At 71.9% G+C, this 17,233-nt stretch carries 12 protein-coding genes; 4 read left to right on the top strand and 8 right to left on the bottom strand.

The features are described 5' to 3' along the window. Positions 1-125: 125 nt before the first annotated feature. Together typA and AB0K05_RS21630 are read left to right on the top strand one after the other, a co-directional pair. Positions 126-1,976 carry a translational GTPase TypA gene (typA, locus tag AB0K05_RS21635; protein WP_364231074.1) on the top strand — a complete coding sequence of 617 codons (1,851 nt, stop codon included), beginning with the start codon at positions 126-128 and terminating at the stop codon, positions 1,974-1,976. 320 nt (positions 1,977-2,296) lie between these two features. Next, a complete protein-coding gene (locus AB0K05_RS21630) occupies positions 2,297-4,822 on the top strand; it encodes a hypothetical protein (protein ID WP_364231073.1) in 2,526 nt (841 codons plus the stop codon). Here the strand turns inward: AB0K05_RS21630 and AB0K05_RS21625 are convergent, their stop codons facing one another. The 4 genes from AB0K05_RS21625 to AB0K05_RS21610 all read right to left on the bottom strand — a co-directional run bounded on the left by AB0K05_RS21625 (position 4,823) and on the right by AB0K05_RS21610 (position 7,303). Next, complete coding sequence (locus tag AB0K05_RS21625) at positions 4,823-5,476, bottom strand: DUF2461 domain-containing protein (protein WP_271275421.1); 654 nt, start codon at positions 5,474-5,476, stop codon at positions 4,823-4,825. 30 nt (positions 5,477-5,506) lie between these two features. After that, positions 5,507-6,298 carry a polysaccharide deacetylase family protein gene (locus AB0K05_RS21620; RefSeq protein ID WP_271275422.1) on the bottom strand — a complete coding sequence of 264 codons (792 nt, stop codon included), beginning with the start codon at positions 6,296-6,298 and terminating at the stop codon, positions 5,507-5,509. 30 nt (positions 6,299-6,328) lie between these two features. Further along, positions 6,329-6,634 (bottom strand): hypothetical protein, encoded by a 306-nt coding sequence (locus tag AB0K05_RS21615; RefSeq protein ID WP_148029533.1) that lies wholly within the window; start codon positions 6,632-6,634, stop codon positions 6,329-6,331. Between the two features lie 93 nt (positions 6,635-6,727). Next, complete coding sequence (locus tag AB0K05_RS21610; RefSeq protein ID WP_219543725.1) at positions 6,728-7,303, bottom strand: XRE family transcriptional regulator; 576 nt, start codon at positions 7,301-7,303, stop codon at positions 6,728-6,730. A gap of 92 nt (positions 7,304-7,395) precedes the next feature. Here AB0K05_RS21610 and AB0K05_RS21605 point away from each other — a divergent pair, with 92 nt between their 5' ends. Further along, positions 7,396-8,229 carry a DMT family transporter gene (locus AB0K05_RS21605; RefSeq protein WP_219543724.1) on the top strand — a complete coding sequence of 278 codons (834 nt, stop codon included), beginning with the start codon at positions 7,396-7,398 and terminating at the stop codon, positions 8,227-8,229. Between the two features lie 21 nt (positions 8,230-8,250). Here AB0K05_RS21605 and AB0K05_RS21600 read toward each other — a convergent pair whose 3' ends face one another. Next, positions 8,251-8,835, bottom strand: coding sequence for a sigma-70 family RNA polymerase sigma factor (locus AB0K05_RS21600; protein ID WP_187280970.1), 585 nt, complete (start codon positions 8,833-8,835; stop codon positions 8,251-8,253). A gap of 245 nt (positions 8,836-9,080) precedes the next feature. Between AB0K05_RS21600 and AB0K05_RS21595 the strand changes: the two genes are divergently transcribed. Then, positions 9,081-10,154 (top strand): PLP-dependent cysteine synthase family protein, encoded by a 1,074-nt coding sequence (locus tag AB0K05_RS21595; RefSeq protein WP_271275423.1) that lies wholly within the window; start codon positions 9,081-9,083, stop codon positions 10,152-10,154. On the opposite strand, the gene AB0K05_RS21590 is transcribed toward AB0K05_RS21595, so the two are convergent. The 3 genes from AB0K05_RS21590 to AB0K05_RS21580 all read right to left on the bottom strand — a co-directional run bounded on the left by AB0K05_RS21590 (position 10,151) and on the right by AB0K05_RS21580 (position 17,126). Continuing rightward, complete coding sequence (locus AB0K05_RS21590; RefSeq protein ID WP_271275424.1) at positions 10,151-11,743, bottom strand: tetratricopeptide repeat protein; 1,593 nt, start codon at positions 11,741-11,743, stop codon at positions 10,151-10,153. The two genes, AB0K05_RS21595 and AB0K05_RS21590, sit on opposite strands and share 4 nt — an antisense overlap. Before the next feature lie 368 nt (positions 11,744-12,111). Further along, a complete protein-coding gene (ftsY, locus tag AB0K05_RS21585) occupies positions 12,112-13,281 on the bottom strand; it encodes a signal recognition particle-docking protein FtsY (RefSeq protein WP_271275425.1) in 1,170 nt (389 codons plus the stop codon). A 53-nt stretch (positions 13,282-13,334) separates the two neighbouring features. Beyond that, positions 13,335-17,126 (bottom strand): AAA family ATPase, encoded by a 3,792-nt coding sequence (locus AB0K05_RS21580; protein ID WP_271275426.1) that lies wholly within the window; start codon positions 17,124-17,126, stop codon positions 13,335-13,337. Positions 17,127-17,233 lie beyond the last annotated feature (107 nt).

Raw genomic sequence — 17,233 nt, 5'->3', positions numbered from 1 at the left:
CCCTAGGTCAGCACCTCAGGGAAGCGGCCTCTCCAGTCCGCGCGTGTCACCAGAGGGGATCAACTAGACTTATAAGGTCGCGAGATCGCGCGGCCGGCCCCATCAATACAGAGCGAGAACTCATCATGCCTTTGAACAGCCGCGACGACCTGAGGAACATCGCGATCATCGCGCACGTCGACCATGGCAAGACCACGCTCGTCGACGCCATGCTCTGGCAGTCCGGGGCGTTCCGCGCCAACCAGGACGTCGATGACCGGGTCATGGACTCCAACGACCTCGAGCGCGAGAAGGGCATCACCATTCTCGCCAAGAACACCGCGGTGCGCCACGGCGGCATGACCATCAACATCATCGACACCCCCGGCCACGCCGACTTCGGCGGCGAGGTCGAGCGCGGCCTGTCCATGGTCGACGGCGTGGTGCTCCTGGTCGACGCCTCCGAGGGCCCGCTGCCGCAGACCCGCTTCGTGCTGCGCAAGGCGCTGTCGGCCAAGATGCCCGTCATCCTGTGCATCAACAAGGTCGACCGGCCCGACTCGCGTATCGCCGAGGTGGTCGACGAGGTCTACGAGCTGTTCATGGACCTCGACGCGACCGACGACCAGATCGACTTCCCGATCGTCTACGCCTCGGCGAAGGCGGGCCGCGCCTCGCTGGAGCGTCCCGGCGACGGCACCATGCCCGCGTCGGCCGACCTGGAGCCGCTGTTCGACATCATCAAGTCGACGATCCCGGCCCCGACCTACGACCCCAGCGCGCCGCTGCAGGCGCACGTCACCAACCTCGACGCCTCCTCCTACCTCGGCCGCATCGCGCTGTGCCGGATCCACCAGGGCCGGCTGACCAAAGGCCAGCAGGTCGCCTGGTGCCGCACCGACGGCAGCATCCAGCGGGTGAAGATCACCGAGCTGCTGATGACCGACGCGCTGGAGCGCAAGCCCGCCGAGGAGGCCGGCCCCGGCGACATCATCGCCATCTCCGGCATCCCCGACATCATGATCGGCGAGACGCTGGCCGACCCCGAGGACCCGCGCCCGCTGCCGCTCATCACCGTCGACGAGCCCGCCATCTCGATGACGATCGGCACCAACACCTCGCCGCTGGTCGGCAAGGTCAAGGGCGCCAAGGTCACCGCCCGCATGGTGAAGGACCGCCTCGACCGGGAGCTGGTCGGCAACGTGTCGCTGCGCGTGCTGCCCACCGAGCGGCCCGACTCGTGGGAGGTGCAGGGCCGCGGCGAGCTGGCGCTGGCCATCCTGGTGGAGCAGATGCGCCGCGAGGGCTACGAGCTGACGGTCGGCAAGCCCCAGGTGGTCACCAAGGAGATCGACGGCAAGGTGCACGAGCCGGTGGAGCGGCTCACGGTCGACTGCCCTGAGGACTACCTCGGCGCCGTCACCCAGCTCCTGGCCGTGCGCAAGGGCCGCATGGAACACATGACCAACCACGGCACCGGCTGGATCCGGATGGAGTTCGTGGTCCCGGCGCGCGGGCTGATCGGCTTCCGCACCGAGTTCCTCACCGAGACCCGCGGCACCGGCCTGGTGCACCACGTGTTCGAGGCGTACGAGCCCTGGTTCGGGGAGCTGCGCACGCGCGGCAGCGGCTCGCTGGTGGCCGACCGCTCCGGGCCCGTCACCGCGTTCGCGATGCTCAACCTCCAGGAGCGCGGCGCCCTGTTCGTCTCGCCCGGCACCGAGGTCTACGAGGGCATGGTCGTCGGCGAGAACTCCCGTTCCGACGACATGGACGTCAACATCACCAAGGAGAAGAAGCTCACCAACATGCGCTCCTCCACCGCGGAGGAGACGGAGAAGGTGATCCCGCCGCGCGTGCTCTCGCTGGAGCAGGCGCTGGAATTCATCCGCGAGGACGAGTGCGTGGAGATCACTCCCGACGCGGTGCGCATCCGCAAGGTGATTCTCGACGCCGCCACGCGGGGCCGCGCCGCGGCCCGCGCCAAGCGCGCCTGACCGTCCTTACTCCGGGTCACCCCGCCGTGTGGAGATTGTTTCTCCGGTACGGCGGAGTGGCCCGTAGTCATTTCTCCGGGCGGCGATTCGGGAATCCGGGAGCGGAGCACAGGTTCCCTGGTCGGAGGCTACGATGCGGAATCACGCATTTCCGCTTACCTCTCTAGTGAGGTGTGCCGTACCTGGAGAAGGGGAATTCAAGGGATTGGCGGGCTTTTACGCTCCGGAAATAGACAGAAGATGTCAAGACCGGAGCAATGTAATCACACCGTTACCCCATCGGAGAGAACAATCGGCCGGGCGAGTGAATCATCCAGACTGTGGAGAGGCTCCGAGCTGTTGCCGGGTTCGGGCTGGCCGTCATATCGATGGGCGCCATCATCTGGTGCACCATGGCGGCGGAGCCCGTGCCTCCGGCTGCGGTCCCGCCCTCGATGCTGGAGGGCGACTCGTGGAACCTCCCCGCCACCCGCGCCGAGCCCGGCGTCGAGCGTGACCGCGAGGCGTTCACCGAGGTGACCATCGCCCCGGCGAGCGCCGCCGATCTGGCCGGCGTGCCCGAGGGGCGGCTGGACGAGCGCCGGCGTCAGGTGAAGGTGACGATCGTGCACCGGATGCTGATGGACTCCACCGACAGCCTGGCCGGCACGCTCCGGCAGGGGGCCGAGTTCCCGCGCGGCATGCGGCGCTTCACCGACGACGGGTTCGGCGCCGTCAAGGTCAACGGCACCGTGCTGGCCCCGGCCTCCCGGCTGCCGCCCCTGCTCACCACCGAGGACGGCCGCACCACCGTGCGCTTCACCGTGACGCTGCTGCGGCAGGTGCGTCCTGAAGAGCTCATGCGCGTCGACTTCAACGCCCCCACCGCCCGGCCGCTGCTGGTCGTCCACCGCAAGGTGACCCTGCTGCCCGGCGAGTGGACCGTGCTGCGGGCGGCCTCGATCGAGCCCGACCGGGAGGAGCGGCAGCGGCTGGAGTTCACCGTCGGCGTCTACCCCGTGAGCGTCACGCTCGCGCAGGGCTCCTACGGCTTCCCCGACGTGCGGGAGGAGGACGACTTCTCCTGGGCGACCGCGCTCGGCGTGCTCACCGCGGTCGTGCTGGCGGCGCTGCTGCTGCGCGCGCTCGGCGGCGAGTGGTGGCAGCGGACGGCCAACCGGGAGCTGGCCGCCGGGCTGGCCCTGGCCGTGCCGGTGGTGCTGCTGCCGGCCGTGGCCGAGGAGTTCACGCTGCCCGCGTACGTGATGCTGTTCGGCGGGCTGCCGCTGCTCGCGCTGCGCCACGCGGTCCAGGTGCTGCCGACCGGGCCGCAGTGGACGCCACGTGACGCGCTCGGCGCGACAGGGGTGGGCGTCCTGCTGGCGGTCGGCATGCTGTCGTGGTCCTACCGCTACGGGCAGCTCCCCGGCGACACGCTGCTCACCGGGTCGGGTGTCGCCGCGGTCGCGGCCGCCGGGTCCGCGGTGGTGCTCAGCGCCGACCTCGGGGTGCGGATCGTGGTCGTGCGGCTGGCCGCCTTCGCGGCCGGCTCCGCGATCGCGCTGCTGGCCCTGGCCCTGTGGGGCAAGGCGCTGGCCACCCAGGTCTACCCGCCCGACAGCGTCCGGCTGCTGCTGGCGTTCTGCTGGGCGCTGATCCCGGTGGCCGCCGTCGCCGTGGCCATCAAGCAGTGGACGCGCGGCGCGGCCGTGGTCGCCGTCGTGGTGAGCCTGATGGTGCAGGGCTGGCCGAGCGAGTGGCTCGACGCCGGCTCGTGGAGCCGCGAGGTGCCTGGCCGGGTCGTGCCCCACATCGGCGAGCTGGAGCTGACCCCGGCGGTGCGCGGGGTGATGGGACTGCTGCTGCTCGGGTTCCTGTTGCTGGTGCTCCGGCTCAGGCGGCTCGGTTCGGCCCTGGACGCGACGCGGAGCTCCGCCGCCGAGGCCACGATGATCATCTGCCTGATGGTGGCCTACCTGGCCCCGCAGGGCAGCGCCACGCTGGGCGACATCAACGTGCCGCTGCCGATGCTCTCGATCACCGCGCTCATCGCCTGGGTGACGGCGCGCTGGCTGCTGACCCATCCGCACCCGTCGGTCGTCGAGCCGGGCGACCAGGAGGAGCACCGCGAGCTGATCAGGTCCGCGCTGCACCGGCGGCTGCTGCTGGCCTCCGAGCAGGAGCTCTACCGCGCCGGCCGGGGCCGCATCGGCACCGGCGAGCTGTCCATGGAGGAGTTCGGCAGGCAGCGCGACGGACTCGACGCGGCGCTGCGCCGGCACGGCGGCCACCCCGAGACCGCCTTCGCCACCGCCGCGGGCTGCTCCCCCTGGCACAACGGCGTCTGCGGGTTCGTCGTCAGCCTGCTGCTGAGCCTGCCCTTCCTCATCGTGTTCGGGGTGCCCGCCGGGGCCGACCTGAGCAGCTTCGTGTTCGAGGCCCGCTCGGTGATCGCGCTGCCCGCGTTCGGCTTCCTGTTCGGCTACTTCTACCCGCGCGTCCGCGGCACCCAGCCGATGACGAAGGCGCTTCACCTGATGGCCGCCGCGCTGGCCACCGAGCTGTCCGGCTACCTGTCGGCCCTCGCGGAGCCCGACCTGGGCGCGATGGACAAGGTGCAGGTGGTGGCCATCATCGTGGGCAAGGTGGCGCTGGTCTCGATCGGGCTCGGCCTCTACTGGGAGTGGCGGATCATGCACCTGGCCGGCGAGCCGTGGGCCAGGGTGCGCAACGTCCGCAGCCTGCGCAGCCTCGCGACGCCGCTGCTGGCCATCGTGATCGCGGCGGTCACCACCGCCGCCACCTCGGCCGCGGGCCAGACCGTCGACCGCATCCTCAGGGGAGACGAGACCTCCCAGCAGCCCTGATCAGGGCCTGCGCGGCAGCTCGCTCCCCCGTACGTGCGCGCAGAGCCATTCGATGAGCGGCCGGAAGTCGCGCCAGCAGGCGCGCACCCGGTCGGCGGCCCGCGCGGTGTGCACCCACGGCTCCGGTTCGAACCGGCGGCTCGCGTAGAGCGACCTGTGGCGCAGCAGGTCGAGACGCGGATGGTCCTCCGGCACGCCGCGCGGCCGGGTCTTGAGCCGCTCGCCGCCGCGCTCGTAGCCGGCGGCATCGAGCGCGGCCACCACGGTCTCCAGCGGCTTGCCGGTCTCGTCGTGGTCGACGGCCGCGCGGAAGCGGGCCACCTGGTCGGGCGCCTGCGAGAACAGGCCGCCCGCGGCCTGGACGCCGGCCGCGCTGACCTCGGCGTAGAACCCGATGCCGGGCATCAGGTCGATGAAGACGCCCTGATGGGTCTTGTACGGCGACTTGTCCTTGGCGTAGCGGACGTCACGGTACGGGCGGAACAGCTTGGCGTCGCCGAACTCCTCGGCCAGCTCGTCGGCCAGGGCCAGCATCGGAGCCCGCACCGCGTCCTCGTACAGGTGCTTGTGGCGGGAGAAATAGGTCTTGGAGTTGTCCGCCTCAAGTCCCTCGTAGAACAGGAACGCCTCGTCCGGGATGCCGGTGAAACCCATGGCGCCCAGCCTGCCATGCCGGGCCCGCGGTCACGGCTTCGGCTCCGCCGCCAGGTAGCGCCGCCCCGGCTCCGGCGGCGTCTCGTAGAGCTCGCTCACCGTCACCAGCCGGTAGCCCTTGCGGGTGAGCGTCTCGATGATCCGCGGGACCGCGTCGACGGTGGTGCGGTGGATGTCGTGCAGCAGCACCACCGAGCCGGGCCTGGCCCGGACCGCGCGCTTGGCCACGACGGCGGGCACCCGGTCGCGCCAGTCGTGGGTGTCGACGTTCCACAGGATCTGCGCCAGCCCGCGCCGCCGGGACTCCTCGGCGACCGTGCGGTCGGTGGACCCGTACGGCGGCCGCATCAGGTGCATGCGCACCCCGGTCACCGAGCGCACCAGATCACCGGTGCGCTGGAGCTCCTGGGCGATCAGCCGGCGCGGCAGGGTGGTGAGCTCGGTGTGGGTCCAGGAGTGGTTGCCGAGCTCGTGCCCCTCGCCGGTGATACGGCGCAGGAGGGCGGCCCCGCCGGGAGCGGCCACCATCTGACCGACCACGAAGAACGTGGCCCGCGCGTCGTGCTCGCGCAGCACCTGGAGCAGCCGGGCGGTGTCGGCACCAGGCCCGTCGTCGAAGGTGAGTGCCACGCACCGGCCGCACTCCGTGGGGCGGGCGGGCCAGTCGCGCTGCATCGAGGTCAGCCGCCTGGCCAGCGCCTCCGGGTCGGCGGAGGCGGCGGGGCGCTCCGGCGCGGCAAGGGGCACCCGTGCGGGTGGCTGGGCCGCGCATCCCGTCACCGCCGCCAGCACCAAGACCGGCGCCACCCCCCACGCGCGCATGTTCCCCCCGGTGGCACGCCAACGGGGGCATCACGGATAGTCGCCGGCAGGCCGCCCCCGCGAGTCCCTGACCAGCTCTTCCCACCATGATGGGATATCAGCCTGCAACTCCTTGTAGCGACGCGCCACTCTTAGGGCACATCCGGCCGGATCGGTACCGAGATGGCGGCGTTTCACCGGGCCTTCCCGCCAACGGTAGAACCCGTCCCGGTAGCGCACGACGAGCCCGATCCAGACGGAGAGGGTCACACCGTCGCCGATCTCGTACGAGGTGGTCACGCCCAGGCCGTGCAGCTCCGCTCGGAGCTTCTCCGTCACCGCGCGGGACTCACTCACCCATTACCCCCTGCCGACGGTCCGTCGCACACGAAGAGGTGTACCCACCCACAGCTCACAGTCGTCAAGAAGTTTCACAGCCGGGAGTCGGCGTCAGTGGTCGGCCACCTCGCGCGGCTCCGCCACGACCATGATGAACCGCAGCTCGCCGTCGCCTTCGTTGGCGTAGCGATGCGCCCTGTCGGCGGTGAAGAGCACCGCGTCGTCGGTGCCGATCACGTGGCTCTTGCCGTAGACGGTCAGGGTCAGCTCGCCCCGCAGCACGGTCAGCATCTCCCTGGTGCCCGCCGGGTGCGGGTCGCCGTCGTGGTGTTCGCCGGGCGCCAGCCGCCAGTCCCACAGCTCCAGGATCATCGGCGAGTCCGCGCCGACCAGCAGCCTGGCCCGCACGTCGCCCTGGTCGAAGGTGACCGCGTCGGCCTTGCCGACGATGCGGACCACCGGGACGTCGCCGACCTCGACCAGCCGGGCGACGGTCACGCCCAGGGCGGAGGCGATCCGGGTGAGGGTCGACACGCTCGGGTTGGTCCTCCCCTGCTCGACCTGGACGAGCATGCCCCGGCTGACGCCTGACCGGGCGGCCAGCGCGTCCAGGGTGAGCCCGCGATGGGCCCGCTGGGCGCGCACGTTGCTGGCGATGGCCTGGGTGATCAGCTCGGTGTTCTCCACCCTTGTGCAGTGTAGTGGAAAGAGTTTGCACCACAGTGCACTCTGTGTGGTGTACTAGGAGTGCAATATATTGAACCAAGGGATGGTGAGACGTGATCGCGGTGATCCTCGCGACCGCCAGCGCGGTGGTCTACGGCACGGCCGACTTCTTCGGCGGCCTGGCCACCCGACGATCGCGGGTGCTCGCCGTGGTCGCGCTCTCCCAGCTGGCCGGGCTCGCGCTGATCCTGGCCCTGCTGCCCGCGCTGCCCGGCGCCTTCGACGGCCGGGCCGTGCTCTGGGGGCTCGGCGCCGGGCTGTCGGGCGCCGCCGGCCTGGTGCTGTTCTACCGGTCGCTGGCCACCGGCGTGATGTCCGTGGTGGCGCCGACCACCGCCGTGACCTCCGCGGCGCTGCCCGTCGGGTTCGGGCTCCTCCAGGGTGAGCGTCCCGAGGCCACGGCGCTGCTCGGGGTGGCGCTGGGGCTGGGCGCGGTGCTTCTCATCAGCCAGGACCGGTCCGGGAGCGCGAGCGGGTCGGCGAGTTCGGTGCTCACGGCGCTGGCCGCCGGCGCGGGGTTCGGCGGCTTCTTCATCCTGCTCGCCATGGCCTCGGCGGAGTCCGGGCTCTGGCCGCTGGCCGGCGCCCGGGTCTCGTCCATCAGTCTGGTGCTCCTGCTCGCGCTGGCCACCCGGCGGGCGCTGAAGCCGGCGTCCGGCTCGCTGGGCGTCATCGTCGCCGCGGGGGTCCTCGACATGGCCGCCAACGTGCTCTACCTGCTGGCCCAGCGGCAGGGCATGCTGAGCCTCGTGGCGGTGCTGGTCTCTCTCTACCCGGCCAGCACGCTGCTGCTGGCCAGGCGGGTGCTCGGCGAGCGGCTGCACGCGATCCAGCTCGCCGGCGTGGCATGCGCGCTGGGCGCGGTGGCGCTCATAGCCGTCGCGTAGCACGCGGGCGGCTCCGCGACCTCAGGCCGCGCTCGGCGCGGCCTCGCGGACCGCGCCCTCCTCCCGGGCGTACTCCTCCAGCATGCCGCGCAGCTGCCTGCGCCCCCGGTGCAGGCGGGACATCACGGTGCCGATGGGCGTGCCCATCCGCTCGGCGATCTCCTTGTAGGCGAACCCCTCGACGTCGGCGAGGTAGACCGCCACCCGGAAGTCCTCGGGTAGCGAGCGCAGCGCGTTCATCACCACGCTGTCGGGCAGCCGGTCGAGCGCCTCGGTCTCGGCCGAGCGCAGCCCGGTCGAGGTGTGGGACTCGGCGGCGTGCAGCTGCCAGTCCTCGATGTCCTCGGCGGCCGACAGCTTGGGCGAACGCTGCTTCTTGCGGTAGTCGTTGATGAAGTTGTTGGTGAGGATCCGGTGCAGCCAGGCCTTGAGGTTGGTGCCCTCGCGGAACTGGTGGTAGGACGTGAAGGCCTTGGCCACGGTCTCCTGCACCAGGTCCTCGGCATCGGCGGTGTTACGGGTCAGACGCATGGCGGACGCGAACAGCTGCGACGTCACGGGCACGACATCGCGCTCGAACCAGTCTTGACGCTGCTCTTCGGTCATCGTGATCAAATCATTCCCCCTTGCGCTATCCCCCGTTCGGCACCAGCCGACTGACAGCGGTTCCATCGTCGCAGGCCCCGCGTAAGGGCCGCGTTAGGGGTTCCGCGCTGGTCAGAGAGGTGAACAGTCCCTGCGCTCGCGGCGTGCGACATCACGTCCACGGCTGGACAAGTTTCATAATCATAACATCATCCGCTCAATTTCGTGGAAAATGTGGCGGGAATCACATGGGATAGCGTATGGGCATGGATTTCGTGGACCGCCACGCTCCGGCGACACGCCAATGGGTGGCCGAGGCCGTCCGCAAGGTGGAGGCCGACGCCAACCGGAGTTGTGATACGCACCTGCACGTGTTCCCGCTTCCCTCGGAGTGGGAGGTAAACCTCTACCTGAAAGACGAGTCGGTGCACCCCACCGGTTCACTCAAACACCGGCTCGCCCGGTCTCTTTTCCTGTACGGCCTGGCCAACGGGTGGATCGGCCCCACGACCACGATCGTGGAGGCGTCCAGCGGTTCGACCGCGGTGAGCGAGGCCTACTTCGCCCGGCTGCTCGGGCTGCCGTTCATCGCGGTCATGCCGGCCGCCACCTCGCCCGAGAAGATCCACCTGATCGAGTTCTACGGCGGCAAGTGCCACCTGGTCGGCGATCCGGGCGCGATCTACGAGGAGTCCCGCCGGCTCGCGGCCGAGACCGGCGGCCACTTCATGGACCAGTTCACCTACGCCGAACGGGCGACCGACTGGCGGGGCAACAACAACATCGCCGAGTCGATCTTCGACCAGATGCTCATGGAGCCGCACCCCGAACCCACCTGGATCGTGGTCGGCGCCGGCACCGGCGGCACCAGCGCGACGATCGGCCGCTTCATCCGCTACCGCCGCTACGCGACCCGCCTGGCCGTCGCCGACGTGGAGGGCTCGGCCTTCTACCCCGGCTGGGTCTCCGGCGATCCCGAGGTCACTGCCCCGGGGTCACGGATCGAGGGCATCGGCCGGCCGCGCGTCGAGCCGTCGTTCCTGCCGACGGTGATCGACCGCATGATCGCGGTGCCCGACGCCCGCTCGATCGCCGCCATGCACTGGGTGCGCGAGGTCACCGGCCGCGACGTGGGCGGCTCGACCGGCACCAACGTCGCCGCCTGCGTGGAGCTGATCAAGGAGATGCGCGGCGCCGGGGAGCGCGGCAGCATCGTCACGCTGATCTGCGACAGCGGCGACCGCTACCGCGGCACCTACGGCAACCCCGCCTGGCTGGCCGGCCAGGGCCTCGACATCGAGCCCCACCTCGCCGACCTGCGCGCCTTCCTGCCGTCCTAGGCGAGCTCGGCCAGGGCCTCGCCGATCTGGTCGTCCTCCGGAGCCAGAGCGGCGGCGTGCCGGAGGTCGGCGCGCGCCGCCTCCACGTCGCCGAGCGAGCGCAGCGCGTAGGCCCGGTTGAACCGCACCTCGGCCCCGTCCTCCAGTTCGACCGCCCTGGTCAGGTCGGCCACCGCCGCGTGCGCGTCGCCCTCCTCGAACGCCAGCGCCCCGCGCCCGGCCCAGGCCGCGGCCAGCTCCGGCGCCCGTTCCAGCGCCGAGTCGAACGCCTTGCGCGCGCCCACCAGGTTGCCCTGCGCCGTCTCGATCTGCCCCAGCACGCTGAGCAGGAACGGGTTGCCCGGATCCCGCTCGACGTCCGCCTTGGCCCGGTCGAACTCGTCCATGGCCACCAGCAGCCCGGCCCGGTTGACGTACGCGTCGGTGAAGCCGGGATCCAGCTCGACCGCGTGGTCCAGGTCGGCCAGCGCGCCCGCCAGGTCGCCGCGCCCGTACCGCACCTCCGAGCGGTTGTAGTACGGCTCGGGGAAGGGCGGCCCGGCCCGCATGGCGCTCTCGTAGTCGGCCTCCGCCTCGTCCAGCCGCCCCAGCCTGTATCGCAGGTTGCCCCGGTCCACGTAGTAGTCGGGATAGCCGGGATCGGCCGCGACGGCGGCGTCCAGATCGGCCAGCGCCGCCTCCGGGTCGCCGAGCACGGCCAGCAGCTGCGCCCGGTTGGCCCGCAGCACCAGCCGGTGGATCGGATGGCCCGGCGCGAGGTCGCGCTCGCCCAGGTCGATGGCCTCCTGGACGAGCCGCATCGCCTCGCCGGCGCGGCCCAGGCGGACCTGCACGAGCGCCTTGCCGTTCAGGTCGAAGCCCAGGTGGAACGCCCGCTCGCGCCGGTCGGGCAGCAACGAGGTGAGCGCGACGGCCTGGTTGATCCAGGCCAGCGCCTCCTCAGGGTCCCGCCTGCCGGGGTCGTGGTGCCTGACCAGCAGCATCGCGGTCGCGTACGCGGCGGTCGCGAGGTTCTTGGGGTCGGTGCTCGCCCGCCGGCCGCGGTCGAGCAGCTCGCGCGCCTCGTCCTCGCGGTCGAGCGCGGCCAGCGCGGTGGCGGCCCGGTGCGCGAGCGTCCACCACTGCGCGCCGCCTTCAGGCAGCGTGGGCAGCAGCGCCGCCCCGGCCTCGGCCATCGCGTGGTGGAAGCCCTCGTTGCGGTATCGGTCCAGCTCGGGCCCGAGCGCGTACGAGGGAGCCGGGTGCGAAGGCCCCGACGGCTCGCGGACGATCGCCAGGCCGGGCACCCGCCGTTCGAGCACGTCCAGCAGCTGGAGGTCGGTGGGGTCGGCATGCGCGGTGTTGGCGACCCGCAGCTCCATCGGCCCCGCGGCCGTCAGATGACCGCGGACGAACTCCGCCAGCCCGTTCGCCAGCCGCAGCGTGCGCAGCGGCGCGGGCACCAGGATGCGCTCACCCTGGGGCAGCCGGTCGGCCAGCGTCACCCGCCGGGCGGGCACCCGGTCGCGCAGCGCGGGCGCCACCGTCCTGATCTCGATGTCGTAGGCGGCGATCAGCTCGTCCCCCGCCTCGGGGACGAGCGCGTGCATGAGCGCGGCTCCGAAGGTGTAAGGGCCCCGGAGACCACGATGGGCGTCGAAAAAGATCCTTTTCAGAATCGTCGCTCCCCTGGCGAGCAGAAAACACCGCAATCACGGTCCGAAAAACCGGATCGCGAGAAAAAGCGGGAGCGGCGCCCCCGTCCGCTGGCGCCGCGCCCTCTGCCATGGAGGAGGTCAGGCGGCGTGCTTCGGCGTCGCCGCCCCGGCCAATTTGACGGTCCCCGGCTTATGGACCACGACCTTCTTCATGTTCGGCCTTTCCCGATCAATGACAGACAGATCGTCCAATATCAACACGGCTTCCGTCGGACGACAAGAGCTAACGTGAAAAGGATTATTTCCTAATTAGTGACCTTTTAGTCGCCAAGGATGGCCTCCACGAACACCTCGGGGTCGAACGGCGCCAGATCGTCCGGCCCCTCGCCCAGACCCACCAGCTTGACCGGGACGCCCAGCTCCCGCTGGACGGAGATCACGATGCCGCCCTTGGCCGTGCCGTCGAGCTTGGTCAGCGCGATGCCGGTGATGTTGACCACCTCGGCGAACACCTGGGCCTGGCGCATGCCGTTCTGGCCCGTGGTCGCGTCGAGGACGAGCAGCACCTCGTCGACGGTCGCCTTCTTCTCGATGACCCGCTTGACCTTGCCCAGCTCGTCCATCAGGCCGGTCTTGGTGTGGAGGCGGCCGGCCGTGTCGACGATCACCACGTCGGCCTTCTCCTCCATGCCCCTGGCGGTCGCGTCGAACGCCACCGAGGCCGGGTCGCCGCCCTCGGGGCCGCGCACCACGTCGGCCCCCACCCGGTCGCCCCAGGTCTGCAGCTGGTCGGCGGCCGCGGCGCGGAAGGTGTCGGCCGCGCCGAGCACGACCTTCTTGCCGTCGCCGACCAGCGAGCGGGCCAGCTTGCCGGTGGTCGTGGTCTTGCCGGTGCCGTTGACGCCCACGACCAGCACCACCGCCGGCCGCTCGCCGTGCTTGGCGATGTGGAGGCTACGGTCGAGGTCGGGGTTGATCTGGATGAGCAGCTGCTCGCGCAGCAGCTCGCGGACCTCCTGAGGGCTGCGGCTGCCGAGCACCTTGACCTTGGTGCGCAGCTCCTCGACCATGGCCTGGGTCGGCGCGACGCCGACGTCGGCCGTGATCAGCCGCTCCTCGATCTCGTCCCACACCTCGTCGTCGAGGCGGTCGCGGGACAGCAGCTCCAGCAGGCCGCGGCCGAGCGCGCTCTGCGACTTGGCCAGCCGGGAGCGCAGCCGCACCATCCGGCCGGCCGACGGCGGCGGCACCTCCAGCTCGGGCGCCTTGACCATCGGCTCGGCGGGCTTGGCCGGCGGCGGAATGGTCGTGGTCGCGCCTTCGGCCTCCTCCGCCGGGGGCCGCTTCTCCTCCTCCTCGGGAAGAGGCGGTGCCTCCGGGGGCGGCGGCGGGGCCGCCTTGCCTCCCGGCCGGAAGAGCAGGAACAGGCCACCTGCCGCGATGAGGGCGACAAGGACCACGATCACGATCACGCCGAGGTAACCATCCACAAGATGTCAGTTTTCCAGATGGACCGGCATGGTCAGGACCAAGGGCGCGCCGATCAGGCGGGCTCTCGCTCCCGCAGGCGCTGGCTGACCACCTGCGTCACACCGTCACCGCGCATCGACACGCCGTAGAGCGCGTCGGCTATCTCCATCGTGCGCTTGTTGTGGGTGATGACGATCAGCTGCGAGCTCTGCCGCAGCTCCTCGAAGAGCTTCAGCAGCCGCTGGGTGTTGGTGTCGTCGAGCGCGGCCTCGACCTCGTCCATCACGTAGAACGGCGACGGCCGCGCCTTGAAGATCGAGATCAGGAACGCCACCGCCGTCAGCGACCGCTCGCCGCCCGACAGCAGCGACAGCCGCTTGACCTTCTTGCCCGGCGGCCTGGCCTCGACCTCGATGCCGGTGGTGAGCATGTCGCCGGGCTCGGTGAGCACCAGCCGGCCCTCGCCGCCGGGGAAGACCCGGGTGAAGATCTGCTCGAACTCGCGCGCGACGTCCTCGTAGGCGGAGGCGAACATCAGCTCCACCCGCTCGTCGACCTCCTTGACCACGGTCAGCAGGTCGCGCCGGGTCTTCTTCAGGTCCTCCAGCTGGGAGTTGAGGAAGGCGTGGCGCTCCTCCAGCGCCGCGAACTCCTCCAGGGCCAGCGGGTTGACCTTGCCGAGCTGGTTCATCTGCCGCTCGGCGGTGCGGGCCCGCTTCTCCTGCTCCTCGCGCACGTACGGGACGGGCGGGTCGCCCGGCACCGGAGCGGCGGGGCCGTACTCGGCGACCAGGGCCTCCGACTCCACCCCGAACTCGTCCATCGCCCGCCGCTCCAGCTGCTCCAGGCGCATGCGCTGCTCGGTGCGGGCCACCTCGTTGCCGTGGACGCGGTTGACCAGCTTGTCGAGCTCCTGGCCCAGCTCGCGGACACGCAGGCGGACCTGCTTCAGCTCGGCGTCGACGGCCACCCTGGCCAGCTCGGCCTCGTCGCGCTCGCGGGCGGCCAGCCCGACGGAGCCGGCCAGGGCTGTCAGGACCCTCTTGGCGCCCGTGCTGACGGCCTGGGCGACCGCCGCCTGCTCACGCCTCCTGGCGCGCTGAGCGGCCGCCTGGGCGCGTTCCTGGCGTTCGCGCTGCGCTGCCCGCAGCAGGCCGTCGGCGCGGCCCTCCATGCCCTTGACGCGTTCCTCGGCGGTGCGGACCTGCAGGCGGCTCTCCATCTCGCGCCGGCGGGCGGTCTCGGACACCGTGGCGAGCTCGTCGCGCCGGTCGGTGGTCGGCTCGCTCTCCAGCTCCTGCGCGTATTCGGCCTCCGCGAGCCGGATCTCCAGCTCGGACAGCTCCTCCAGGCCCTCGGCACGGGCCTCCTGCGCGGCGGCGACGCTCCGGCCGAGGCGCTCGGCCTCGTCACGGGCGGCCTGGGCGGCGGCCTCCAGCTGGGCCAGCCGCCTGGCGACCGCCGCGGTGGCCTGGTCGGCCTCCCGCTGGCGGGCCCTGACCTGGTCGAGCATGCCCTGGGCCGCGTTCGCCTGCCCCTGGGCGGCGCCGGCGGCGGACTGCGCCTCGCTCACCGCGGCCTGCGCGGCCTCCAGAGCCGCCTGGGCGGCGTGCTCGGCCGCGACCGCCTCCTCCAGCCCCGCGGCCGTCTCGCCCGCGCGTGTCCCGGCGTCCTCCAGATCGGCGACGGCGTCGTCGAGTGCCGCCCTGACCTGCAGCACGGACGTGCCGCCCTCGGACCCGCCGGCGGCGACGTGCGCCCCCACCAGGTCGCCGCCCGTCGTGACGGCCCGCAGCCCCGGATGCTCCTCGGCCACCCGGCGCGCGGTCTCGAGGTCGGCCACCACCACGACCCCCGCCAGCACCCGGTCCAGCGCCGCCCGCAGATGCGCGGGCACGGTGACGAGCTGAGCCGCCCACCGCCCCCCACCCGGCGCCTCCCCCGCTCCACCGTCACTCACGCCTTCGCCGCTCTCCGGATACGCGGAAAGCACCTCGGAACCGCCTGGCCCGGCACCGCCGTTCTCCCCGGTCGCGGAGAGCGCCACGGCGCTCCCACGGACGGAGGGCGTGTCGTCGGGGGCCGCCACCAGGAGGGTGGCCTGGCCGGCGTCCTTGACGCGCAGCAGCTCCAGGGCGTTCACCGCGGTGGCGACCGACTTGACGGCGATGGACTCGGCGACCGGCCCGAGCGCCGCCGCGACGGCCGGCTCCGCACCGGGGGTGACCTGCATGACCGCCGCCAGCGGGCCGAGCACGCCCGCCAGGTCGGTCTCCAGCAGGGCCGCGCCCCCGTCGCCCTTGGCCAGGCCCAGCTCCAGGGCGTCGCGCCGGGCGCGCAGCGCCGCCACGGCCTGCTGGGCCTCCTGGTCGGCGGACCTCGCCGTGCCGACGGCCGCTCGCGCGGCCCTGAGCGCCGCTCGCGGGCCCTCCAGCGCGGCCTCGGCGCCCATGACGGCGGCCCGCGCCTCCTCGGCGGCCGCCCTGGCCTGCTCGACCCGCTCCTGGGCGGTGGCGAGCTCCTCGGCCAGCGCCGGATCGATCTCGGGCTGCTCCAGGCGCTGCGCCTCCAGCTCCTCGCGGGCCAGCCGCTCGCGCTCGACGGCCCCGGCCACCGACCGCTCCAGCCGCCCGATCTCCTCCTCGGCGGCCCGTGTCCGGCTCCGTACGGAGTCGACCTGGCCGCGCAGCTTGGCCAGGCCCTCGCGGCGGTCGGCGGCGGCCCTGGCCGCCATCGCCAGCCGGCGCTCCTCGGCGGCCAGCTCGGCCTCGGCGTCGGACCGCTGCTGAACCGCCTCCTCCAGCAGCTCCTGGGCCTGCTCCAGCTCGGCGCGCAGGATCAGCTCGCGCTCGCGGACCTCGGCCGCCTCGCGTTCGAGGTCTTCGGGGTCGCGGCCGCGGCGCTCGATGGCGGCGGCGTCGAGCGCGTGGCGGTGGCGTTCGGCGGCGAGCTGCTCCAGGCCGGAGATGCGCTCGCGCAGGGAGGACAGCCGGAAAAAGGTCTCCTGGGCGGCGGCCAGGCGCGGCTGGGTCTCGGCCTCGGCCGCGTCGAGCGCGGTCTCGCGCTCCTGGGCCTCGGCCAGCGCGGTCTCCACCTGGGAGCGCCTGGTCAGCACCGCGGCCTCGTCGGCGGCCTCGCGCTCCAGCCTGGCCCGCAGCGTGCAGACGTCGTCGGCGAGCAGCCGCAGCCGGGCGTCGCGCAGGTCGGCCTGGATGACGGCGGCCTTGCGGGCGATCTCGGCCTGGCGGCCCAGGGGCTTGAGCTGGCGGCGCAGCTCGGTGGCGAGGTCCTGGACGCGGGTCAGGTTGGCCTGCATCGCGTCGAGCTTGCGCAGCGCCTTCTCCTTGCGCTTGCGGTGCTTCAGCACGCCCGCGGCCTCTTCGATGAACGCCCGCCGGTCTTCGGGCCCGGCGTGCAGCACGGCGTCGAGCTGGCCCTGGCCGACGATGACGTGCATCTCACGGCCGATGCCGGAGTCGGACAGCAACTCCTGGATGTCGAGCAGCCGGCAGGTGTCGCCGTTGATCGCGTACTCGCTCTGCCCGGACCGGAACATCAGCCGGCTGATCGTCACCTCGGTGTAGTCGATGGGCAGCGCGCCGTCGGTGTTGTCGATGGTGAGCGTGACCTCGGCGCGGCCGAGCGGCGGCCTGGACGAGGTGCCGGCGAAGATGACGTCCTCCATCTTGCCGCCGCGCAGCGACTTGGCGCTGTGCTCGCCCATCACCCAGGCGAGGGCGTCGACGACGTTGGACTTGCCGGAGCCGTTGGGACCGACCACACAGGTGATGCCGGGCTCGAAACGCAGGGCGGTCGCGGAGGCGAAGGACTTGAATCCGCGCAGCGTGAGGGTCTTCAAATACAAGCGCGGGCCCCCTTCTCCCTGGACGGACTCCGGGAAAGACTACTGGTCCCGACTGCCCGTCGCTCGCGGGTGCAGTCGAGACCAGCCGGATCCCTGTCGAGAAGGTA

The organism is Nonomuraea sp. NPDC049486 (assembly GCF_040676925.1).
Taxonomy (GTDB): Bacteria; Actinomycetota; Actinomycetes; order Streptosporangiales; family Streptosporangiaceae; genus Nonomuraea; species Nonomuraea ferruginea.
Note: the sequence above shows the minus strand (reverse complement) of the source record. Positions and strands in the feature narration are given on the sequence as shown.

Coding starts and splice junctions, on each gene's coding strand:
- AB0K05_RS21600 (WP_187280970.1), bottom strand. CDS start 8,835: ATGACCGAAGAGCAGCGTCAAGACTGGTTCGAGCGCGATGTCGTGCCC.
- AB0K05_RS21590 (WP_271275424.1), bottom strand. CDS start 11,743: ATGCACGCGCTCGTCCCCGAGGCGGGGGACGAGCTGATCGCCGCCTAC.
- AB0K05_RS21625 (WP_271275421.1), bottom strand. CDS start 5,476: ATGGGTTTCACCGGCATCCCGGACGAGGCGTTCCTGTTCTACGAGGGA.
- AB0K05_RS21595 (WP_271275423.1), top strand. CDS start 9,081: ATGGATTTCGTGGACCGCCACGCTCCGGCGACACGCCAATGGGTGGCC.
- typA (WP_364231074.1), top strand. CDS start 126: ATGCCTTTGAACAGCCGCGACGACCTGAGGAACATCGCGATCATCGCG.
- AB0K05_RS21620 (WP_271275422.1), bottom strand. CDS start 6,298: ATGCGCGCGTGGGGGGTGGCGCCGGTCTTGGTGCTGGCGGCGGTGACG.